The following is a 20,842-nucleotide window of genomic DNA, read 5'->3' as shown; positions in this document are numbered from 1 at the left end:
CAGGAAAATCAGGCCGGGAGCGAGAGCCTCGCGGCGGTTTCGTCGTACTTCGCGTCCCACAGATGGAGTTCCGTGACGGTCCACGAAATCGGGTCGATGTCCCGTTCTGCGAGTTGCCGCGCCGTCTCGACGCTCCCGCCTCGCGCCAGCGTGACGTGCGGGACGTACTCCTCGCCTTCCAACCCCTCGATGGTTCCGAACTCCTCGGTCAGTTCGCGGTGGAGACGTTGCAGGCCGGGGCTGTCGATGGCGAGGTAGACCACGGGACCGTCGCCACGGGTCGGCGTTTCGAAGCAGTCGATGCCCGAAATTCGCGCCTCGAACGCGGGCGTTCCGACGAGCGCGGTCCGAACCCGCATTTCCAATCGGTCGTAGTTCTCGTCGTTCCCGAAGCGCTTGACGACGAGCGTCTGCTGGTCACGGAAGGTGTCGAATCCGTAGAGCGCCGGGCGAAGGTCTTCGGCAAGTCGGGCGACGTCGCCGGGAACCGGTACGTTGAGGCTGAACACTGTTCGGTTCGAGAAGGGGGCAGAATATGAGCGTGGCGTTTGCAGTAGGTTCGTCGTCAATCAGTTCGGGACGAACCGTTGTAGGCGCTAGCAGACCAGTCTTCGGTTTTGAAACCGACCGAGACAGACCGGTTGGTGAGTGATATCGTCGGTTCGCTCGTTGGTGGCTGATTCACTGCTATCGCTCCGTCTGCAGTGAACTGTCCATTTCTATTCTCTTCGAGGTCATGAACGGATAGATACGCAACGGCACCCGGTTCGAGTGGTTTGGAAAGTTCGACGTCACCAAACGTGTGGGCCGAACGGTTGAACAAACTGAATCGGGCGGTCGTTCCCGCGGGAACGACCGTTCCTCCGTCGTGTTCGATGGCGATGATATTGGACTCGGATTCGGATTTTACTGAGATGTGCGGAACGTTGTTGACCCAGTTCGGTTTTGCCGGTGGGGATTCCACCTCGGAAAATCGGTATGAGAAATCGACCGCAGTGGGGCGACTACCTGTCGTTTTGAGAGTTCCAGAGAGTTCGTGAACGAGTCCCCGCTCGTCTACGAACACGGTCGCAGAAAGTGATTTCACATCGGGAAGTTCGGTGTGGGTACTCGCTCTGTACCGATACAGTTTCGTCCCGTTTCGAACCGTCGTCCCGTTCCACGTGAAATCCGAGTTCGAGAGGATTTGGCTCATCCGATTGTTGTTCTCGACAGTCTCCATAACTGAATTCGAGAGGTTGGTCGTGGAACGGTACCGGGTCCCCTCCCGTGTCGGGACGTAATACGTCGCGGTAGCATTCGACACGTAGACCTTGTACGAACCACCCATGCCGATGAATCCGGGTGTATCGCCCCGTTGATCCACGAGAAGTCGCCCGTCCCCGATGTGCGCAACGAGGGACGAATTTGCCCACTTCGGTGGGCCAGTGCTCTGGTTCGGTCGAATACGAACCTTCTTCCGATAGTTCGTCCCGTCGAGTACCGCCTCGTGTGCGGAGAGCATTCGTTCGGCGTCGAATATCCACTGTCCGTTCGCGCCGGGCGGCGGCGAGAGCGAAGCGGACGAAGTCGTGGTCGGTGCCTCCCGAGTGGACCCGGAATCGGACCACGGGAGGAATCCCGCACAACCGGACGAGAGCACGAGGAGGACCAACAGGAGGGAGGGCAGTCGTCTCATTCCTTCGACTTCATGCTGAAACATAATAAATTACGGTTGCCGGAAACGAACTGCTGGCAATCGTTGCCGTCCCGAAAGGCTTTAAGAGGTGAGGAACAGAAGGGTTCGATAATGTCACGGACTCGCGGCACCGGGGTCGTCCCTTCGGTGAGCGACGAGTCCGTCCGCAACTCCTTCTGCGTGCGACGACGACCGGGGCTTCTCCAGTCCCAATAATACCTATTCCACCTCGACCCGTCGTTCGTTCAAAGCTCACTCATGTGTGATTAACTCGTCTTTAGTCTATCTTCTGCCTTTATTTCTCAGAAACTTGAGAAGAATTTAAGTACCTGTAGCCCCTGGCGATTCGTACAATGAAAACGGTTGCACTCGCCTTCTCGGGCGGACTCGACACGACAGTATGCGTCCCACTCCTCGAAGAGGAGTACGGCTACGACGAAGTTATCGGCGTCACTGTCGACGTGGGTCAACCCGAAGAGGAGTTTGCAGAAGCGGAGGAAACTGCGGAGGCATTGGATTTGGACCACTACGTCGTGGACGCCAAGGACGCGTTCGCGGAGCAGTGTCTCGACGCGGTGAAGGCCAACGCAACGTATCAGAGCTATCCTCTCGGCACCGCACTCGCCCGTCCCGTCATCGCGGAGGCGATTCTCGACGTGGCGAAGGAAAACGACTGTGACGCCGTCGCTCACGGCTGTACGGGCAAAGGAAACGACCAGTTGCGCTTCGAGGCGGTCTGGCGTGCCTCCGACTTGGAGGTCATCGCTCCCGTGCGCGAGATGGGGTTGACACGCGAATGGGAGATGGGCTACGCCGACGAACACGACCTGCCGGTCGAGGGTGGCAACGAGGGCGTCTGGAGCATCGACACGAACCTCTGGAGCCGCTCCGTCGAAGGTGGCAATCTCGAAGACCCCGGCTACGTCCCGCCGGAGGACATCTATGAGTGGACGGAACAGCCGAGCGCCGAAACCGAACTCGTCGAAATCGAGTTCGAGGAAGGAAAACCGGTCGCCGTCGACGGCGAATCGATGGACGCGGTGTCGCTCATCGAATATCTGAACGAACTCGCCGGGAAACACGGCGTCGGCCGCACCGACCTGATGGAAGACCGCATGCTCGGCCTGAAGGTGCGCGAGAACTACGAGCACCCCGCCGCGACGACGCTCCTGAACGCCCACGAGGCGCTCGAAGGCTTGGTGCTGACGAAGGAAGAGCGCTCGTTCAAGACGGGAATCGACCAGCAGTGGGCCGAGAAGGCCTACGAGGGCCTCCTCTCCGCGCCGCTCGTGGACGCCCTCGACGGCTTCATCGACACCACGCAGGAGAAAGTGACCGGCACGGTCACCATCAAGTTCGAAGGTGGACAGGCCCGTGCGGTCGCCCGCGAGAGCGAACACGCCGTTTACTCCGAGGACGCCGCCTCGTTCAACACCGAGACGGTCGGCAAAATCAAGCAGGACGACGCGACGGGCGTCGCGAAATACCACGGCTATCAGGCACGCATCGCGAACGATGAGTGAGGGCGACGGCGCGGGGAACGGAAGCGAAATCGACAGCGGAAGTGGCGACGGCGACGTCGTTCGCGGCGACCGCTTCAGCGGCGGTCCCGCCCGCGGGTTCCTCTCGTCGCTCGCAGCGGACCGGCGCATCTTCGAGGCGGATCTCGAAATCGACCGCGCACACGTCGTGATGCTGGCCGAACAGGGCATCATCGGAGACGAGGTTGCGGGCGAACTCCTCACCGCGCTGAACGTGGTCGAGGTCGACGGTCACGACTCCCTGCCCGAAGGTGAGGACGTCCACGCGGCCATCGAAACGGCCGTCGTCGGACAGGTCGGCCACGAGGGCGGGAAGATGCACACCGCCCGCAGTCGCAACGACGAAGTGGCGACCTGCATCCGCTACCGCCTCCGCGAGGACGTTCTCTCGCTCGTGGAAACGACGATTGTGCTCCGCTCGGCCCTGCTCAACGCAGCGGAATCGCACGCCGAGACGGTGATGCCGGGATACACGCACCTACAACCCGCACAACCGACGACCGTCGGGCATTTCCTCTCTTCCTACGAGCAGGCCGTCGCCCGCGATACGGCCCGCTTACTCGACGCCTACGGAAGAATCAACCAGTGTCCGCTCGGCGCGGCGGCGTTCGCGGGAACTCCCTTCGACGTGAACCGCGAGCGCGTGGCCGAACTCCTCGGATTCGACGGCGTCCTCGAGAACTCGATGGACGCGGTTTCGACCCGCGATTTCCTCGTCGAGACGGTCGCGGCGGCGGCGAACCTAGCCACGACAGTCTCCGGCGTGTCCGAGGACCTCGTGATTTACTCGAACCGCGGCTTCGTGGAACTCTCGGACGACTACGCGTCCACGTCGTCCATCATGCCGCAGAAGAAGAACCCGGACACGCTGGAACTCGCCCGCGCGGTTGCAGGCGACGCTCACTCCGGACTGTCGGGACTGCTCACGACGCTGAAGGGGCTTCCCCGCGCGTACAACCGCGACCTGCAACGCGCGACCCCCCACGCGTGGGACGCCATCGACGCCGTGACCGATGCGACGGAAGTCGCGGCTGGCGCGGTGGCGACTGCGACGTGGAACGAGGGCGTGCTCGCGGACGCGGCCGAGGAAGGGTTCTCCACCGCGACGGGTGTCGCCGACCTGCTGGCGATGTGCGGTGTCCCGTTTCGCACGGCCCACGAGGTCGTTGCGACGGCGGGCGAGGCGGACTACGACGCCCTCGATTCGGCGGCGGAAGACGTGCTCGGCGCACCGCTCTCGGAGTTCGTCGCGTCCGAAGAGGTCGAATCGGCGCTCGATGCGGAAACGAGCGTCGCCATGCGCGATTCGGTCGGCGGCCCGGCGAGCGACTCGCTGGCGTCCGCGTTGGCCGACGCCGAGGCGACGCTCGTCGCCGACGAGGCCGCGGTCGATGAACTGGAAGAATCGCTCGAAACGGCCGGAAAAACGCTCCAGACGGAGGTAAACGAGTATGCCTAAATTACCGCGACCCCCGCGTGGGGAATTACTTGATTACTAACTCATAGCCGCGACATATGCCTTTCTCACGCCGTTAGACGCCAGTCTGTGCCTTTTATTCATAATTAATAACGATGGATTTAAGTCCCGTAAGGCGATACGGGAGAGTACAATGGTAGAATGCGTTGAGTGTGGAGCCGACGTGGCTTTGCACGACGATTTGGAAGCGGGCGAAATCATCGACTGCGGTACCTGCGGTGTCGAACTGGAAGTCATCGACGTGAACCCGCCAGTCCTCGACCGAGCACCGGAGCTCGAAGAGGACTGGGGGGAGTAAATTGCACATCGCAACCTCACAGCATTCGCTGGCTCACGCTCGCACCCACAGGGGACTGCTCGCATGAATATCGGAATCCTCTACTCCCGTATCCGCCTCGACGAGAAGCTCCTGCTCGCCGAACTGCGTGACCGCGGGCACGAAGTGACGAAAATCGACGTCCGCAAGGTGACGTTCGACCTGACCGAGCCACCTGAGGCCTTCGAGGGACTCGACCTCGTCGTCGACCGCTGTCTGGCGACGAGTCGGAGCCTCTACGCCACGAAATTCTGCGAGGCGTACGGGATTTCCGTCGTCAACAGTCACGAGACGGCCGAGGTGTGCGCCGACAAGGCGAAAAACAGCCTCGCGCTCGCGGGCGCTGGCGTCCCCACGCCCGAGACGAAGGTCGCGTTCACGACCGACAGCGCGCTGGAAGCCATCGAGGAGTTCGGCTACCCCTGCGTCCTCAAACCCGTCGTCGGGTCGTGGGGCCGCCTCATGGCGAAAATCGACTCGCGCACCGCGGCGGAAGCCATCCTCGAACACAAGGCGACGCTCGGCCACTACGAGCACAAGGTCTTCTACGTACAGGAGTTTGTGGACAAGCCGGAACGCGACATCCGCGTTCTCGCGCTGGACGGGAAACCGGTCGCCGCGATGGTCCGCCACTCGGACCACTGGCTCACGAACGCAGCGAAGGGCGCGGAGACGGACGAGTTCGAACTCGACGCCGACGCGAAATCGCTGGTGAAGAAGGCGAGCGACGCGGTCGGCGGCGGTCTCCTCGGCGTCGATCTGATGGAGACGGAATCGGGCTATACGGTCCACGAGGTCAACCACACCGTCGAGTTCAAAGCGCTGAACGACGCGGTGGAGAAGGACGTACCCGCTGCGGTCGTCGATTGGCTGGAAACGAAGGTTCCCGCCGAGGTGGTCGCCTGATGGCCGCAGCGACCGACGCAGAGGGGACGGAGAACGCGGGCGGCGAAACGCTCTCCGCGACCGTCATCGGAGCCAGCGGGTTCACCGGCGGGGAACTGCTCCGCCTGCTCGCGGGCCACCCGAACTTCGAGGTGGCACAGGCGACGAGCAGGGAGTACGCGAACAAGACGCTCGGGTCGGTTCACCCGAACCTGCGCGGACTTGACCTGCGCTTTTCGGAGCCATCCGACCTCGAATCGGTCGACGTGCTGTTCGCGGCGACGCCCCACGGCGTCTCGATGGACCATATCGACTCGTTCCGCGAGGCCGCCGACACCGTGGTCGATTTGAGCGCGGACTTCCGCCTCGACACGGAAGCCGAGTACGACGAGTGGTACGACGGCCACAGTTGTCCGGAGTATCTGGACGACGCCGTCTACGCTCTACCGGAACTCACCCGCGAGGAACTGCCCGGCGCGGACCTCATCGCCGCTGGCGGCTGTAACGCCACCGCGACGCTCCTCGGTCTCTCGCCGCTGTTCGACGCCGGAATTCTCTCCGGCGACGAGCAGGTCGTCGTGGACGTGAAGGTCGGTTCGTCGGAGGGCGGTGCGTCGCCGAGCAAGGCGAGCAGCCACGTCGAGCGCTCGGGCATCGTTCGCCCCTACGCGCCGACGGGCCACCGCCACGAGGCCGAAATCGAGGGAATTCTGGGGACCAGCGTGTCGTTCACCGCCCACGCGGTGGACATGGTTCGCGGAGCGGCCGCGACGTGTCACGTGTTTCCGGACGCGCCCGTCTCGAAAGGCGACCTCTGGAAGACCTACCGGGGAGCCTACGAGGACGAACCGTTCGTCCGCCTCGTCGCCGGTGGAGGCGGCGTCTATCGCTATCCGGAACCCAAGGTCGTCGCCGGGACGAACTACGCCGAGGTCGGGTTCGAACTCGACCCGAGCAACGAACGCATCGTCGTCTTCAGCGCCATCGACAACCTGATGAAGGGGTCGGCGGGGCAGGCAGTCCACGCCGCCAACGTCGCGCTGGAATTCGAGGAAACGGCCGGATTGGAATTCGAGGGACTGCATCCCGTGGGAAGCCCATGACAGACGAATACAGCCGCGACGAGTTGCTGGCCGCACACGACCAACTGATAGACAACGACAACGACGACGGCCTCCGAGCGGACGGCGGAATCGTCGAGGACGAACCCGCACCGGTCGTCGTCAAAATCGGTGGCGCACGGGCGGTCGACCCGGACGGCGCGCTGGCGGACGTTGCGCACCTCACCGCCAACGGACAGGACGTCGTGGTCGTCCACGGCGGTTCGACGGCGGTGGACGACACGCTCCACGCGCTCGGCGAGGAACCCGAGTACGTCGAATCGACCAGCGGGGTCATGGGTCGGTTCACCGACGAGAAAGCGATGGAGGTCTTCGAGATGGTGATGCCCGGCAAACTCAACACCGAGTTGACGGCGAACCTGCAGAACGAAGGCGTCCGCGCCATCGGACTCTCGGGCGTCGACGGCGCGCTCCTGACCGGGCCGCGCAAGTCGGCCGTCAGGGTGGTCGAGAACGGGAAGAAGAAGATACGCCGCGGCGACCACTCCGGGAAAATCGAGGACGTGAACGCCGACCTCCTCGAAACGCTTCTCGACGGAGGCTACACGCCCGTCGTGACGGTTCCCATGCTGGCCGACGACGGAACGCCGGTCAACGCGGACGCCGACCGTGCGGCGGCGGCGATCGCCGGCGCGCTCGGCGGCGAACTCGTCGTACTGACGGACGTTCCCGGCCTCCTCGAAGACCCCGACGACGAGACGACGCTCATCGAACAGGTGGGCAGTCCGGCGGAGATGGAAACCGCGAAATCGGCCGCCGAGGGGTTCATGACGAAGAAGGTCATGGCCGCGACGGAAGCCCTCGAAGGCGGCGCGGAATCGGTCGTCGTCGCGGACGCGAACAATCACGACCCGATTACGGCGGCGCGGAAGGGGCACGGAACGCGCTTTACACCCGCTTCGCTGGGGGTGTCGCCATGAGCGGCTTCGTCTACAACGAGAAGCCGATTCGCATCGCGAGCGGCGAGGGGCCGTACCTCTACTCGGAGGACGGAACCGAGTACCTCGACTTCGGCGCGAGTTATGCGGTCGCGCCGGTCGGCCACTGCCACCCGGACGTGGTTTCTGCCGTCCAAGAACAGGCCGCGGAACTGCTGTTCGTCCACGCGTCGTATCCCACCGACGCCCGCGACGACCTCTACGCGAAATTAGCCGCCGTCGCCCCCGAGGGCCTCGAAAACGTCTGGCTCAACAACTCGGGCACGGAGGCGAACGAGGCGGCGCTGAAGTTCGCCCGGAGCGCGACCGGGAAGTCCAAACTCGTCGCCGCGAAACGCGGCTTCCACGGTCGGACCATGGGGTCGCTGTCGGTGACGTGGAAGAAGAAGTTCCGCGCGCCGTTCGAACCTCTCGTGGACGACGTGGAGTTCGTCACCTACGGCGACGAGGAGGAGTTGGCCGACGTAGTGGACGACGACACGGCGGCCGTCATCCTCGAACCCGTACAGGGCGAGGGCGGCGTCAACCCGGCCACGAAGTCCTACCTTCGGACCGCCCGCGAGGTGACCGACGACACGGAGACTGCCCTGATATTCGACGAGGTGCAGACCGGACTCGGCCGGACGGGTTCCTTCTGGGCCTGCGAACACGCCGGCGTCACCCCCGACGTGCTCACGACGGCGAAGGGGTTGGCGAGCGGCCTCCCCATCGGCGCGACGCTCTGTGCCGACTGGATAGCCGAGTCCGCGGGGTCACACGGTTCGACTTTCAGCGGCAGTCCGGTCGTCAGCGCGGCGGCGGAAGCGACGCTCTCGGTGCTCGTGGAGGAGAACTTGCCGGAACACGCCGCCGAGATGGGCGACTACCTCCGGTCCGAACTCGAAGCGGCCGACTTGCCGGTCCGCGAGGTCCGCGGGAACGGCCTGTTGGTCGGTATCGAGGTGAAACGCGGCGCGAACCGCCTGCTCAAGGAACTGGCGCTGTCGCACGGGATTTTGACGCTTCCGGCGGGACGGAGCGTTCTGCGCCTTTTGCCGCCGCTGACGGTCGACATCGACCACATCGACAGCGTCGTCACGGCGCTCGAAGACGTGCTGGGAGGAAACGAATGACGGGAGCGATGATGGACTCTATTTCAGTATCACAGGCCGACGCACACGATTTGCTGGTCGAACTGGTCGAAACGCCCTCGGTTTCGGGCGAGGAAGCGGACTGCGCCGAGCGACTCGCCGCCTTCCTCGAAGCGAACGGACGCGACGTCCGGATAGACGATGTCGGCAACGTCCGTTCGCCAGGAAACGGAATTCTCCTGACTTCGCACATCGACACCGTGCCCGGAGAGGTTCCCGTCGAACTGGAAGACGGAATCCTCCACGGTCGCGGAAGCGTGGACGCCAAAGGACCGCTCGCCGCGATGGCGGTCGCGGCGGTGAAGACCGGCGCGAGCTTCGTCGGCGTCGTCGGCGAGGAGACGAACTCGCGCGGCGCACACCACCTCGTTTCCGACGTGGAGGACCCCGAATTCGTCGTCAACGGCGAACCCAGCGGCTGGGACGCCCTGACGCTCGGCTATCGCGGCTATCTGACCGGAAACTACTCCGTGAGGGTGGAGTCCGTACACACCTCGCGTCCGGAACCGAACGCCATCCAGTACGCGACGGAGTGGGTGACGCGCGTCGAATCGGCGTTCGACTCGGCGGAGTCCGACGCCGACCAAACTTCGACGGCGACGTCGGTGACGGTGAAACCCGTCGAGTTCGACGGCGGTCTGACCTCGGACGGTTTCGCCACGGAAGCGACGGTCGAAATCCAGTTTCGCATCCCGTCGGGCATGACGGCGGAGGAGATTCGGTCGGTCGCCGAAGCCGAACTCGACGCCGGAACGGTGTCGTGGAACACCCCGATTCCGCCGACGCTTTCCAGTCCGCGGACGGAACTGGGTCGTGCGTTCCGCGTCGCCATCCGCGAGGCGGGTGGCGACCCCTCCCTGCTCCGGAAGACGGGGACGAGCGACGCGAACATCTACGCCGATGCGTGGGACTGTCCGGTCGTCACGTACGGACCGGGCGACTCCTCGCTCGACCACACGCCCGAAGAACACATCGAACTGGCCGAGTTCGACAGGTCGATTTCGGTGTTAACTACCGTCTGCGAGAAACTGGAGGTGGACGCATGACGCGTCACTTCCTCGACGTGGACGACCTGTCCCCGGACGAGGTGGCGGAGGTGCTGGCGCTCGCGGCGGAGTACAAGGAAAGCGGGTCGCCGCCCGCGCTCTCAGGCCGGACGCTCGCCATGTTGTTCGAGAAACCGAGCACGCGTACCAGAATCTCGTTCGAGACGGGGATGACGGACCTCGGCGGTCACGCCATCTTCCTCGGGCCGAACGACACGCAACTCAACAGGGGCGAACCCGTCTCGGATACGGGACGTGTGCTTTCGCGCTACGTGGACGCCGTGATGGGTCGCGTGTTCGAACACGAGAGTTTAGTCGAGATGGCCGAACACGCGACGATTCCGATAATCAACGGGCTTTCGGACATCGCCCATCCGTGCCAAGCCCTCGCCGACTTGCAGACGATTCAGGAGCACTTCGGCGGGTTCGAGGACCTCTCGGTCGCGTGGGTCGGCGACGGCAACAACGTCGTCAACTCCTTCGCCATCGCGGCGTCGACGGTCGGTCTCGACCTGACGATTGCGACTCCGGAGGGGTACGAACCGTCTCCCGCCGCCGTTTCGACGGCGGCCGACCGCGGTCCGAAGCCCACGGTGACGAACGACCCGGACGCGGCGGTCGCGGACGCGGACGTGGTTTACACGGACGTTTGGGTCAGCATGGGCGAAGAGGACGAACGCGAGTCGAAACTGGCAGCGTTCGACGGCTTCCAACTGAACGAGGACCTGCTTCCCGACTCGATGCCGGTCATGCACTGTCTGCCCGCCCACCGCGGCGAGGAGATAACCGGGGCCGTCCTCGAAAGCGACCGCTCGCTGTCGTGGGACCAAGCCGAAAACCGGCTTCACGCACAGAAGGCGCTCCTCGCCTTCCTCGCCAAAAAACCGTAGCCAGCGCCGTCCGGCGCTGACGAACTCCCTCGCATAGCACGTCGCCGTGGGTGACTCCGAAACGACCGCGGACAGGACGACCGCTGCCCGATGAGCGGGTAGCCTTTTGCCCGTGTCATGCGAAGTACACTGGGGGAAACAGTATGACTCGACTCGGTTTTGCGGGGGACGTGATGCTCGGACGATTGATAAACGAACGGCAGCAGGAGCGGAGCGTCGCCGGAATTTGGGGGAACGTGGAAGACTCCCTCCGCGCGCTCGATGGCCTATTCATCAATCTCGAATGTTGCCTCTCTGCGGGCGGGACGCCGTGGACGGACACGTATCGTCCGTTTCACTTCCGGGCCGACCCGGACTGGGCGATTCCGGCGCTCGAATCGGTCGGCGTCGATTGGGTGAATCTGGCGAACAACCACGTCCTCGACTACGGTCCCGACGCGCTCTCCGACACGATTCGGTACCTCGACGACGCCGGAATCGCCCATTCTGGTGCCGGTGCCGATTTGGAAGCGGCCACCGCTCCGGCGTTCGTCACCGTGGACGGCCTCGACATCGCGTTCGTCTCGTTCACCGACAACACGCCGGAGTTCGCGGCGAAATCCGACAAAACCGGGACCTCGTACGTGAACTTCGACGTGACCCATCCGCAAGCGGTGCGCCTCGTCGGCAAGTCGCTCGCACGCGCTCGAGAGACTAACCCGGACATCCTCGTAGCGTCGCTTCACTGGGGACCGAACATGCGAACCGAACCCACCGTCGAGTTCAGGGAGTTCGCTAATTGGCTGTCGGAGGAAGGCGTAGACATCATACACGGCCACAGTGCACACCTCTTTCAAGGCGTCGAAGTCGTGGACGAAACCCTCGTCCTCTACGATACAGGGGATTTCGTGGACGATTACGCGACCGATTCGGAACACCACAACGACCGGAGCTTTCTCTTCGACGTTGGCGTCGCTGACGGCGAACTCTCCGAACTTCGACTCCACCCGACGGAAATATACGACCTCGCGGTCCACGAGGCGGAACACTACGCTGGAACGTGGAGCGTCCAGCGGATGGACGCGCTCGCGTCGGCCTTCGGCACCGAGTTCCAGCGCGAAGACGACGACCTCACGCTTTCGTTGTAACGTTGTCCCTTCTCAACCGACGTCGCTGGCGAACCTCGGGAAGGCCGGTCGAAGATTTGGATACCGACGTGGCTCGAAATCGAACAGTCGAGTGATGAGCACGGCCAAGTGGAAATGAGGCCACTCAACCCGACCATCGAAGGGGGTCGTACCCGGTCGGCGGCGATTATATCAGTAATCGACCCATAGAACTATTCATTCTCAGATCATGGATTTACTATGCCGAATACGGACGAATACGAACGCGGTGACCGAGTAGAAATCCGGGGACGGAGCGCGGTTGATGACGAAACCGAGGAAGGGACTATCGTCGAAATCGGCCAGTTCGCACTCTCGCTGCCGAGCGATGACCCCGTGGACTCGGGCACCAACTACAGCGACAGCGCACTCATTCAGTTCGCTGACGACGAGTACGGCGTGGTCCAGAGTTCTCGACTGGTTCGGAAAGTGGAAGGGGAGTAACGCTTCCCACGGACCGTCGAACCGTTTCGTACGGCTCTCGAACGTTATCTCCTTTCAGTTCGAGCGGGAAACGACTGGTAATCGTCCTCCTGTCGTGAATCCGATTCTGTGTCCGGGTAGTTGCTGTCAAAGACTGACCATATCTCTACGAACTTCTATGCAGTCGTGACCAAGCCCACTGAAGAATATATCCCATCGCAATTTTCGACCGCAGAGCGGTACCGATGACCACCACTGCCAGCGTTGCCACCGTCCGCGCCTTTTTCACCTCGGAACCCATCCACCCGCTCAATGAACCTGACGCTCTCGAATCCGACGGCACCGGTCCCTGACAGCGCTGATGACGGCGTGTGGCTGGCCTGCATCGACTGCGAGTGGACGGGTGCACCATTCGACGAGATTCGCTACCGCTGTCCCGACTGCGACGGCCTGCTCGAAGTTCGCTACGCCGACCACCCGACGTTCGACGATTTCGAGGGGAGCGGAGTCTGGCGCTACGCCGACGCCCTGCCCGTCGAATCCGGAGTGAGCATCGAGGAGGGCAACACCCCGCTCTACGAGGTGTCCACCATCGAGGAGGAGGTCGGAGTCGACGCGCTCCGCGTCAAACACGAGGGGATGAACCCGACCGGGAGTTTCAAAGACCGAGGGATGACGTTAGGCGTCAAAGTCGCCGAGAAACTCGGCGTCTCCCGCCTCGCGTGTGCGAGTACCGGAAACACCAGCGCGGCGCTCGCCTGCTACGGCGCACGGGCCGGAACCGAGGTCCTCGTCCTCCTTCCGGCCGGAAAAGTCGCGGCCGGAAAGGTCGCACAGGCCAGCCTCCACGGCGCACGAATTCTCGAAGTGGACGGCAACTTCGACGACTGTCTCGACATCGTTTCGGACCTCGCCAACCGCGGTGAAGCCTATCTCCTCAACTCGCTCAACCCCTTCCGATTGGAGGGTCAGAAAACCATCGGGCTGGAAATGATAGAGCAGTTCCGCGACCAGACGGGAGAACTTCCGGACCGAATCGTCCTTCCCGTCGGCAACGCCGGAAACACCAGCGCCCTGTTCAAGGCGTTCCGTGAACTCGTCGCCGCCGGCGAACTCACGCCCGAGGAGGTTCCCGTCCTCACCGGCGTGCAGGCCGAGGGTGCGGCCCCGATGGTCGAAGCCGTCGAAAACGACGCCGACGAGGTGCGCCGCTGGGACGAAGTGGAGACCATCGCGACCGCCATCCGTATCGGCAATCCCGTCAACTCCCCGAAGGCGCTCCCTGCGATTCGGGAGACTGGCGGCACCGCGATTTCCGTCACCGACGAGGAGATAACCGACGCACAGCGTGCGCTCGCACGGGACGGCGTCGGCGTCGAACCCGCGAGCGCTGCGAGCATCGCTGGCCTCCGAAAACTCCGCGAATCGGACGAAATATCGGCGGACGAGAACGTCATCTGCCTGACGACGGGCCACCTCCTCAAAGACCCCGACGCCGCGGCCGCGGCGGGCGTCGAACCGGAACCGGTTCCGGCGGACACGGACGATGTCCTCGACGTGCTATAGGATTTCGGGACTCGCTATTCTCGTCCCACCCGTGCCAGCAAGAACACGATAGTTGCACTGACGAGCAGACACGCGAGCAGTCCGGCGAACGCCGTTTCGTATCCCGAGCGTCCGGCGACGTACCCGACGTACGTCGGGCCGAGGCTGCCGAGTCCGATGTAGACGGTTCGCGTCGCGCCGAGGTCGCCGCCCATGCTCCCGTCCGGAAATACGTCCATCAGATACGCCTGCATGACGGGCGGGTAGGCCATCAGTCCGACCGCGAAAATCACGACGCACGACGCGACGACGGGCGTCCTGCTCGCCGCGAGGAGTCCCGCGAGGGCGGCCGTCGCTACGATGAGCGACCCGGCGGCGACGATGGGACGCGATATCCGGTCGCCGAGCGACCCCGAAATCGGTTTCACGAGCGCACCGACGACGAACATGGCGGCGAACCCGGCACCTGCGAGTCCGGCCGAGAACCCCTTCGATTCCTGGAGGAACGTCGGGAGGAACCCGGCGGACGACTGCCAGACGAACGCGAACAGGGAGTAGGCGACCAGTATCGCCGTCGTCTTCCGGTCGCCGAGCCTGCGGGCGGTCGTCACGACATCGCGACACGCCGCAACGACCGCCGTTCGGGAGACGGACGGGGGCGTATAGGCTTCGCGGCTCCACCGGTGGAGCAGGACGAACACGACGGCGAGCACGGCGATAACTGGCGCGAACGCCGCCCGCCACATCGCCACCGCGAGCACCGCGACGGCGAGCGCGGCCGCCACCGCACCGCCGGTGTCCCCCGACGACGTGTGTAGCCCGAACGCCTTGCCACGCTTGGCGACGAACAGGTCCGAAATGAGCGCACGGGCGGGGGTCGGATACAGACCCGCGCCGCTCCCGACCAGCGCCGCGCCGAGGAGAAATACCGTGTAGGTCGGCGCGCTGGCGAGGGTGGCGAACCCGACGACGAGCGGAGTGAGTCCGGCGGCGAGTAGCGTTTTGCGCGTGAGACTGTCCGAGAGACGACCGCTCGGATACTGCCCGAGCGCGTACAGGCCCCAAAGTAGCGTGAGCGCGAATCCCGCCTGAACCTCCGTGATACGGAGCCGGTCCATGACGGTCGGGAGCATCGGCGAGAGCACGAGCCGCCCCGCCTGAATCGCGGTCCAGCCGAGAGAAACCGTCAGAAGGAGTCGCCCCGAGTATCCCGAGAACAGGCGCTCCGAACGGTCCTCTTCGTTTCGGTACCGTTTCGGCGTCGTTTCCCGTACCGTGCCCGCGGTTCCTTGGTCGTCCGACACGTCTCGAACGTCGGACGGCGGCTACTTGAGTCCGTCTTTCGCGGCAGAGCAAGCGGTCAAGGGGGCGTTCGCTTGGTCATCATATCCACTGCTGGCTTCGTCTCCGTATAAAAAGTTCGCCGCAGCGAGTTCGGTTTTTCAGTTTCCGTTCAGTTCGATGCTCCGAACTTCGATGATGCGCTCGTCCGCTTCGAGCGCCTCCTTCGCCGCAGGGCTGAGTTCGCTGTCGAGATTGTACACCGACAGCGCCTCGCCGCCGTTGTTCTCGCGGGCGTTGAACATGCCCGCGATGTTGACGTCGTGTTCGCCGAGAACGGTGCCGACGTATCCGATGACGCCGGGTTTGTCCTGATTACGGGCCGCGAGCATGTGGCCGTGCGGAATGGCGTCGACGCGGTAGCCGTCGATGCGGACGATTCGCGGGTCGTCGTCGGCGAAGAGGGTTCCCTCGACCGTGATCTCCTCGTCGTCGCTTTCGACCGTGACGGAGATGAGGCTCTGGAAGTCGGCGGCCTGCCGGGTTTTGCTCTCGGTCACTTCGACGCCGCGTTCCTCGGCTATCTGCGGCGCGTTGACGGCGTTAACCTGCCATTCGAGCGGTTGGAAGACGCCTTTCTGGGCACTGGCGGTGACGAGGTCCACGTCCTCCTCGGCGATGTCGCCCTCGTAGTTCACCTCGATGCGCTCGATGCGCTCGTCGAGTAGTTGCGTGGCGATTTTGCCCGCCGTCTCGGCGAGTTCGATGTACGGACGGACGCGGGGGAACGCGCTCTCCTCGACGGACGGCGCGTTGAGCGCGTTGATGACCGGTTCCTCGCGGAGCGCGGCGACCACCTGGTCCGCGGTACTCGTGGCCACGTTCTCCTGTGCGGCTTCCGTACTCGCGCCGAGGTGAGGCGTGAGGATGACGTCGTCCACGTCGAGCAGTGGGCTGTTTTCGGGGAGCGGTTCCTGGGCGAACACGTCCAGTGCTGCACCTGCGAGGATGCCGTCCTCCACTGCTTCGGCGAGCGCGTCCTCGTCCACGACGCCGCCTCGGGCGCAGTTGATGAGATAGCCGCCTTCGACCTGTGCGAGTTCCTCCGTGCTGATGAGCCCCTCCGTTTCGGGGGTAAGCGGCGTGTGTACGGTCAGGAAATCGGCACGGTCGAGACAGTCGTCCAGTTCGACCAGTTCCGCGCCGAGTTGTTTGGCGAGGTCCTCGCTGATGTACGGGTCGTACGCGACGAGGTTCATGCCGAGGCTGTCGAGTTTCTTGGCGACTTCCTGCCCGACCCGGCCGAGGCCGACGATGCCGAGCGTCTTGCCGTTCAGTTCCGTTCCGAGGTAGTCGCCTTTCGCCCACTCGCCGCCTTTCATCCGCACGTGTGCTTGTGGAATCGAGCGCGCGGCGGCGAACGCCATCGCCACCGTGTGTTCGGCGGCGGCGCGGACGTTGCCCTCCGGCGCGTTCGCCACCATGACGCCGTGTTCCGTCGCGGCGTCGATATCGATGTTGTCCACGCCGATACCCGCGCGCCCGACGATGACTAGGTCGGATGCGGCCTCGAACACGTCGCGGTTGACGTCCGTCCCGGAGCGGACGATGAGTCCGTTTACGTCAGAAACAGCGTTCAATAGTGCGTCGCCTTCTACGTCGTAGGCCGTCTCTACCTCGTAACCGCTTTCGCGAAGTCGGTCGAGACCCGCGTCCGCGATTGGGTCCGTGACGAGAACCTTCATTGCTGGAGAGAATACACCCCACACCCGTTAACCCTTTCTCTCACAGCGAAGATTGCCAATATGTTTTCTTATTTTCATTTTTGAAAATATATTGTCAGGTGGGGGAAAATCACCGGTCAGTGGCGCTACTCGTTCCGCTCGCGTCGGCCGGTCGTCGGTCGCTCCGTTTTCTCCCGTTCCGTTCCGCTCCTCCTATCGTCTCCCTCCGACTCGGCCGCGAAACACGACCGACAGTAGTCGTTGTGTCCGCTTTCGACCAGCGCGACCGGGACGCCATCGACGACGAGTTCCTTCACGAACCGCCGCCGAGTACCGTTTCCGTCGCGAATGCCACAGACATCACACTTCACGTCATCGAGCGTGATTCGCTCCGTCACGACGCGGCGACCGACGCCGTACCGTCCCCGGTCGTAGGCGCGTTCCGCCCGACTGAGTCGGTAGGACAGAAGCGCCGCCGGGACGAGGACGACGCACAGCAGGAGCGCGGCCTTCCAACTCACCAACGACCGGACGACGACGCCGAGGAGAATCGCGAGCACGGCGAACCCGGCCGCGGCGAGGACCAACTTCGTCAATCGGGTCGTGGCGTCGTTGGCCATTAGGTCGAGGCGTTCGTCGAATTGGTGGACGACCCTGACGACGAATCGTCGTTCGGTCCGCCGATGTTCCGCACGAACTGCGGATAGCCGTCACTGCCGACCGGAATGTAGACCGTATCGGTATCGTCGAGTTTGTCGATGTACTGCTGTGTGAGGACCTTCTGGTCGAGCGATTCGCTCAGGATGCGGTTCGCTTCCGCCTCCCCGTTCGCCTCGATCTTCCTCCGGTCGGCTTCGAGTTTCTCGACTTCGAGTTCGTTCTCCTTCTGCTGGCGGCGCTGTTTCGTTATCTCCTTCTGCTCGACCGCCTGTTCGTACTGTTTCGGCAGGTTGACCTTCCGAATCTGGACCGCTTCGAGGATGAGGGCGTCGCGGGCGAAATCCTTCTTCAGGGCGCTCTGGGCGGCTTGCTTCAGTTTCGTTTGGCCTTTTCCGGTGTAGATTTCGGTCACTGGGAGCGCACCCGCCTCGGTGCGGAGTACGGACCGAATGCTCGGACGGATGAGTCGCTGCTCCGCGGATTCGAGCGTCCGGTAGTTCTTGTAGAACTTCACTGCCTGTCCCGCGTCCACGCGATACCGAACGGTGATGTCGATGTCCACGCGTAGTCCGTCCTCCGTCAGGACGGTGATGGAGTCGTCGGTATCGGACTTGCTCCCTTCGCCCTGTTGGCTGGACATGGTGTAGGACTGGGGACGCGTGGAGAGTGACACGGTGTCTTGTGAAACCGGGTTGATGAAGTGGGCACCCGGTTCGAACACCGTTCCCGTCGCGGCACCCCACTTTTTCACGACCTGCACGTTCCCCTCTTCAGTGGGCGTCCACGAGAGGAATCCAACCACTGGGGCGGCGATGAGAACGATGACGAGGGCGATGAGGAGCGTGTTGCTGAAGATACTTCGGAGGTCGATATCCGGGACGTTCGGTCCCGAGGAACCGTCGGGGTCTATCGGAATGTCGCTATCGGAACTCATTCAGGTACGTTCGCATATCTCGACAGATATGTTATAGCTCTTGGTGTTTGTCGCCGATGACGTGCATCGAACTTTATACCGCTGGGTTGTGAAGCACGACTCGAATGACGTTAGTCGCGTTCGATTTCGACGGAACGCTTTCGGATTCGGAAATGACCGTCCTCCTCGGGAAGCAGGTCGGTGCGGCCGACGAGATGGCGGACATCACCGCCCGAGCGATGAACGACGAACTCAGTTACGCGGAGAGTCTCCGCGAACGGGCGGCCCTCCTCGAAGGGTTGCCGGTCAAAAAGGCCGCAGACGCGTTCTCGGAGGTGACGCTCCGCCCCGGTGCCGCCGAAATCCTCGGCGAACTGGAGGAGAAGGGAACCCACGTCGCCATCCTCACCGGCGGATTCGAGTGGGGCGTCCAAGACGCGCTCGAACGCGAGGGCGTCTCGGTGGACACCATCGTCGCCAACCGGTTGCTGGACGACGGTACGAAACTGACGGGTGAAGTGGAGGGACCGCTCATCGAGGGGACGAAGGACGACGCGCTCGAAGCGCTCGCGGAGGAACTGGGCGTGGACATGGTGAACACCGTGGCAATCGGCGACGGCGCGAACGACCTTCCGATGCTCGAAGTCGCGGGATTGGCCGTCGGATTCGAACCGAAACCCGCCGTCGCACCCGCCTGTGACACCATCGTCTCGCACATGAACGAACTCCACGACGTGCTGGGACGAAAGAACGCGATTTGAACGACGTATCCTCGACAGAAAATCAGAATTTCGGCGTTAGACGAGCTGAAACACGTGATATCCTGTGTCTCGATACCTTTAATATCTCACACGTCGTCTAATACATTCGGTGATTGTCATGGAACGATACACTCCCTTTGAGGACATGGACCGAATGTTCGAACAGATGCGCGCCCGAATGTGGGGCACGAGCGACTTCCGCGGGGAACCCCGAAGCGGGACGCGCGTACACGACGGCGGAACGCACGTGGACTTGAAAGAACACGACGGTGGGTTCGTCCTCGTGGCCGATCTCCCCGGATTCGAGAAGGAGGAGATAGAACTCTCGCTCACGGACGACACGCTCACCATCGTCGCGAAGCACGAGGTGACGGGCGAGGACTTCACTCGCGCCCGCGAACTCTCGGAACGCGTGACGATGCCCAAGTCGGTCGAGAAAGACGGTATCGAGGCGACCTACCGCAACGGCGTCCTCGAAGTCAGACTCCCCATCGTCGAGGAGGAAACCGACGACGGCGACCGCATCGAGATTTCCGACTGATTTTTTCGGCGCGCATCACGGACTAGCGGCGGCACTGTTTCGCGAAGCATCGCCGCCGAAATCGCGAAGCCGAGGTTTTCGCCGCCGACGATTCCGGCGGTGTTGACGCCGACGACGCGGCCATCACAGTTCACGAGCGGTCCGCCGCTGTTGCCCGGATTGATGGCCGCGTCGGTCTGGACGACACCGGAAATGGCCGCCCCGTGGCGCGATGGAAGCGTCCGATTGACCCCGCTGACGACGCCCTGCGTGATGGTCCCTTGGAGGCCGAGGGGACTGCCGAGGGCGGCGACGGACTGTCCGGGTTCCGCTCGGCGCTCGGCGACCGGGAGCGAATCGACGTAAGATGGGACGTTTCGAATGCGGAGGACCGCGAGGTCGCGTCGGGGCGCGGTGCCGACCACGTCCGCGTTCCGCCACTGACCGCGATTGAACTGGACGCGGAGTCGGGTCGCCCCCGCGACGACGTGCTGGTTCGTGACCACGTAGCCGACGCCGTTCGACAGCTCGTAGACGAACCCGGACCCTTCGCCTGCACCACGTCGCGTTTCGACGCCGACGGAGACGACGGAGTCGATGCTTCGGTCGTAGAGCGTCGAGAAATCACACGCTTGCTGTCCTGCCCCTTGCACGTTCGGTGCCCGTCGTTCCTGCTGTAATTCTCCTGTCCCCCGTGCGCTCTCTGCCCGAACGATTCCGTTCACCGGGACGAACCCCCAACTCGCGGTGACGAGCAGGATTGCGACGACGGTGACGATGGCGACGGTGAGCGTTCGAGACGGCAGAAGCGGTCGAGTTCCCATCTCGCACTCTGGACGGTGTGGACG

At 63.4% G+C, this 20,842-nt stretch carries 21 protein-coding genes; 14 read left to right on the top strand and 7 right to left on the bottom strand.

Going from position 1 to position 20,842, the window contains the following annotated elements:
* Window positions 1-8: 8 nt before the first annotated feature.
* Complete coding sequence (locus tag AC1XDK_RS04020) at window positions 9-509, bottom strand: 2'-5' RNA ligase family protein (RefSeq protein WP_483348476.1); 501 nt, start codon at window positions 507-509, stop codon at window positions 9-11.
* 56 nt (window positions 510-565) lie between these two features.
* The gene (locus tag AC1XDK_RS04015) at window positions 566-1,678 is read right to left on the bottom strand and encodes a DUF7537 family lipoprotein (RefSeq protein ID WP_483348475.1); all 1,113 of its coding nucleotides are present in this window, start codon (window positions 1,676-1,678) and stop codon (window positions 566-568) included.
* Between the two features lie 353 nt (window positions 1,679-2,031).
* On the opposite strand from AC1XDK_RS04015, the gene AC1XDK_RS04010 reads away from it, so the two are divergent.
* The 12 genes from AC1XDK_RS04010 (at window position 2,032) to thrC (ending at window position 14,156) form a co-directional block, all read left to right on the top strand.
* Entirely contained in the window at window positions 2,032-3,201 is a 1,170-nt protein-coding gene (locus tag AC1XDK_RS04010) for an argininosuccinate synthase (RefSeq protein WP_483348474.1), read from the top strand.
* Entirely contained in the window at window positions 3,194-4,678 is a 1,485-nt protein-coding gene (argH, locus tag AC1XDK_RS04005) for an argininosuccinate lyase (protein ID WP_483348473.1), read from the top strand. The genes AC1XDK_RS04010 and argH overlap by 8 nt, the downstream gene beginning before the upstream one ends.
* 151 nt (window positions 4,679-4,829) lie before the next feature.
* Complete coding sequence (gene lysW, locus AC1XDK_RS04000; RefSeq protein WP_231185630.1) at window positions 4,830-4,994, top strand: lysine biosynthesis protein LysW; 165 nt, start codon at window positions 4,830-4,832, stop codon at window positions 4,992-4,994.
* 63 nt (window positions 4,995-5,057) lie between these two features.
* Window positions 5,058-5,918: a lysine biosynthesis protein LysX gene (lysX, locus tag AC1XDK_RS03995; RefSeq protein ID WP_483348472.1), complete on the top strand. Its 861-nt coding sequence runs from the start codon at window positions 5,058-5,060 to the stop codon at window positions 5,916-5,918.
* Window positions 5,918-7,000: an N-acetyl-gamma-glutamyl-phosphate reductase gene (gene argC, locus AC1XDK_RS03990; RefSeq protein ID WP_483348471.1), complete on the top strand. Its 1,083-nt coding sequence runs from the start codon at window positions 5,918-5,920 to the stop codon at window positions 6,998-7,000. Before lysX ends, argC begins: the two co-directional genes overlap by 1 nt.
* Window positions 6,997-7,938, top strand: a complete 942-nt coding sequence (locus AC1XDK_RS03985; RefSeq protein WP_483348470.1) for an acetylglutamate/acetylaminoadipate kinase — start codon at window positions 6,997-6,999, stop codon at window positions 7,936-7,938. Before argC ends, AC1XDK_RS03985 begins: the two co-directional genes overlap by 4 nt.
* Window positions 7,935-9,068 (top strand): aspartate aminotransferase family protein, encoded by a 1,134-nt coding sequence (locus tag AC1XDK_RS03980; protein ID WP_483348469.1) that lies wholly within the window; start codon window positions 7,935-7,937, stop codon window positions 9,066-9,068. The genes AC1XDK_RS03985 and AC1XDK_RS03980 overlap by 4 nt, the downstream gene beginning before the upstream one ends.
* Window positions 9,065-10,132, top strand: a complete 1,068-nt coding sequence (locus tag AC1XDK_RS03975; RefSeq protein ID WP_483348468.1) for a [LysW]-lysine hydrolase — start codon at window positions 9,065-9,067, stop codon at window positions 10,130-10,132. Before AC1XDK_RS03980 ends, AC1XDK_RS03975 begins: the two co-directional genes overlap by 4 nt.
* Window positions 10,129-11,022, top strand: coding sequence for an ornithine carbamoyltransferase (gene argF, locus AC1XDK_RS03970; RefSeq protein ID WP_483348467.1), 894 nt, complete (start codon window positions 10,129-10,131; stop codon window positions 11,020-11,022). The genes AC1XDK_RS03975 and argF overlap by 4 nt, the downstream gene beginning before the upstream one ends.
* 143 nt (window positions 11,023-11,165) lie before the next feature.
* Window positions 11,166-12,149 carry a CapA family protein gene (locus tag AC1XDK_RS03965; RefSeq protein WP_483348466.1) on the top strand — a complete coding sequence of 328 codons (984 nt, stop codon included), beginning with the start codon at window positions 11,166-11,168 and terminating at the stop codon, window positions 12,147-12,149.
* A gap of 219 nt (window positions 12,150-12,368) precedes the next feature.
* Window positions 12,369-12,611 (top strand): hypothetical protein, encoded by a 243-nt coding sequence (locus AC1XDK_RS03960; protein ID WP_483348465.1) that lies wholly within the window; start codon window positions 12,369-12,371, stop codon window positions 12,609-12,611.
* Window positions 12,612-12,902: 291 nt separating this feature from the next.
* Window positions 12,903-14,156 carry a threonine synthase gene (thrC, locus tag AC1XDK_RS03955; protein WP_483348464.1) on the top strand — a complete coding sequence of 418 codons (1,254 nt, stop codon included), beginning with the start codon at window positions 12,903-12,905 and terminating at the stop codon, window positions 14,154-14,156.
* 14 nt (window positions 14,157-14,170) lie between these two features.
* Here thrC and AC1XDK_RS03950 read toward each other — a convergent pair whose 3' ends face one another.
* The 4 genes from AC1XDK_RS03950 to AC1XDK_RS03935 form a co-directional block, all read right to left on the bottom strand.
* Complete coding sequence (locus AC1XDK_RS03950; protein ID WP_483348463.1) at window positions 14,171-15,439, bottom strand: MFS transporter; 1,269 nt, start codon at window positions 15,437-15,439, stop codon at window positions 14,171-14,173.
* Window positions 15,440-15,577: 138 nt separating this feature from the next.
* On the bottom strand, window positions 15,578-17,161 hold the full coding sequence (gene serA, locus AC1XDK_RS03945) for a phosphoglycerate dehydrogenase (RefSeq protein ID WP_483348462.1): 1,584 nt from the start codon (window positions 17,159-17,161) through the stop codon (window positions 15,578-15,580).
* A 125-nt stretch (window positions 17,162-17,286) separates the two neighbouring features.
* The gene (locus AC1XDK_RS03940) at window positions 17,287-17,760 is read right to left on the bottom strand and encodes a DUF8108 domain-containing protein (RefSeq protein ID WP_483348461.1); all 474 of its coding nucleotides are present in this window, start codon (window positions 17,758-17,760) and stop codon (window positions 17,287-17,289) included.
* Window positions 17,760-18,734 carry a prohibitin family protein gene (locus tag AC1XDK_RS03935; RefSeq protein ID WP_483348460.1) on the bottom strand — a complete coding sequence of 325 codons (975 nt, stop codon included), beginning with the start codon at window positions 18,732-18,734 and terminating at the stop codon, window positions 17,760-17,762. Before AC1XDK_RS03935 ends, AC1XDK_RS03940 begins: the two co-directional genes overlap by 1 nt.
* Before the next feature lie 104 nt (window positions 18,735-18,838).
* On the opposite strand from AC1XDK_RS03935, the gene serB reads away from it, so the two are divergent.
* Window positions 18,839-19,474: a phosphoserine phosphatase SerB gene (gene serB / locus AC1XDK_RS03930; protein WP_483348459.1), complete on the top strand. Its 636-nt coding sequence runs from the start codon at window positions 18,839-18,841 to the stop codon at window positions 19,472-19,474.
* Window positions 19,475-19,592: 118 nt separating this feature from the next.
* Window positions 19,593-20,015, top strand: a complete 423-nt coding sequence (locus AC1XDK_RS03925) for an Hsp20/alpha crystallin family protein (protein WP_483348458.1) — start codon at window positions 19,593-19,595, stop codon at window positions 20,013-20,015.
* Here AC1XDK_RS03925 and AC1XDK_RS03920 read toward each other — a convergent pair.
* Complete coding sequence (locus AC1XDK_RS03920) at window positions 19,931-20,818, bottom strand: S1C family serine protease (RefSeq protein ID WP_483348457.1); 888 nt, start codon at window positions 20,816-20,818, stop codon at window positions 19,931-19,933. The two genes, AC1XDK_RS03925 and AC1XDK_RS03920, sit on opposite strands and share 85 nt — an antisense overlap.
* Between the last annotated feature and the right edge of the window lie 24 nt (window positions 20,819-20,842).

It is taken from the genome of Haladaptatus sp. HS23, from assembly GCF_056892285.1.
Note: the sequence above shows the minus strand (reverse complement) of the source record. Positions and strands in the feature narration are given on the sequence as shown.

Bases quoted from the DNA above. Each gene is read 5' to 3' on its own strand.
- AC1XDK_RS04015 (WP_483348475.1), bottom strand. From the start codon at position 1,678: ATGAGACGACTGCCCTCCCTCCTGTTGGTCCTCCTCGTGCTCTCGTCC.
- lysX (WP_483348472.1), top strand. From the start codon at position 5,058: ATGAATATCGGAATCCTCTACTCCCGTATCCGCCTCGACGAGAAGCTC.
- AC1XDK_RS03965 (WP_483348466.1), top strand. From the start codon at position 11,166: ATGACTCGACTCGGTTTTGCGGGGGACGTGATGCTCGGACGATTGATA.
- argH (WP_483348473.1), top strand. From the start codon at position 3,194: ATGAGTGAGGGCGACGGCGCGGGGAACGGAAGCGAAATCGACAGCGGA.
- AC1XDK_RS03940 (WP_483348461.1), bottom strand. From the start codon at position 17,760: ATGGCCAACGACGCCACGACCCGATTGACGAAGTTGGTCCTCGCCGCG.
- argC (WP_483348471.1), top strand. From the start codon at position 5,918: ATGGCCGCAGCGACCGACGCAGAGGGGACGGAGAACGCGGGCGGCGAA.
- AC1XDK_RS03935 (WP_483348460.1), bottom strand. From the start codon at position 18,734: ATGAGTTCCGATAGCGACATTCCGATAGACCCCGACGGTTCCTCGGGA.
- lysW (WP_231185630.1), top strand. From the start codon at position 4,830: ATGGTAGAATGCGTTGAGTGTGGAGCCGACGTGGCTTTGCACGACGAT.
- AC1XDK_RS03960 (WP_483348465.1), top strand. From the start codon at position 12,369: ATGCCGAATACGGACGAATACGAACGCGGTGACCGAGTAGAAATCCGG.
- AC1XDK_RS03925 (WP_483348458.1), top strand. From the start codon at position 19,593: ATGGAACGATACACTCCCTTTGAGGACATGGACCGAATGTTCGAACAG.
- serB (WP_483348459.1), top strand. From the start codon at position 18,839: ATGACGTTAGTCGCGTTCGATTTCGACGGAACGCTTTCGGATTCGGAA.
- AC1XDK_RS03920 (WP_483348457.1), bottom strand. From the start codon at position 20,818: ATGGGAACTCGACCGCTTCTGCCGTCTCGAACGCTCACCGTCGCCATC.
- serA (WP_483348462.1), bottom strand. From the start codon at position 17,161: ATGAAGGTTCTCGTCACGGACCCAATCGCGGACGCGGGTCTCGACCGA.
- AC1XDK_RS03980 (WP_483348469.1), top strand. From the start codon at position 7,935: ATGAGCGGCTTCGTCTACAACGAGAAGCCGATTCGCATCGCGAGCGGC.
- thrC (WP_483348464.1), top strand. From the start codon at position 12,903: ATGAACCTGACGCTCTCGAATCCGACGGCACCGGTCCCTGACAGCGCT.
- AC1XDK_RS03985 (WP_483348470.1), top strand. From the start codon at position 6,997: ATGACAGACGAATACAGCCGCGACGAGTTGCTGGCCGCACACGACCAA.
- argF (WP_483348467.1), top strand. From the start codon at position 10,129: ATGACGCGTCACTTCCTCGACGTGGACGACCTGTCCCCGGACGAGGTG.
- AC1XDK_RS03975 (WP_483348468.1), top strand. From the start codon at position 9,065: ATGACGGGAGCGATGATGGACTCTATTTCAGTATCACAGGCCGACGCA.
- AC1XDK_RS04010 (WP_483348474.1), top strand. From the start codon at position 2,032: ATGAAAACGGTTGCACTCGCCTTCTCGGGCGGACTCGACACGACAGTA.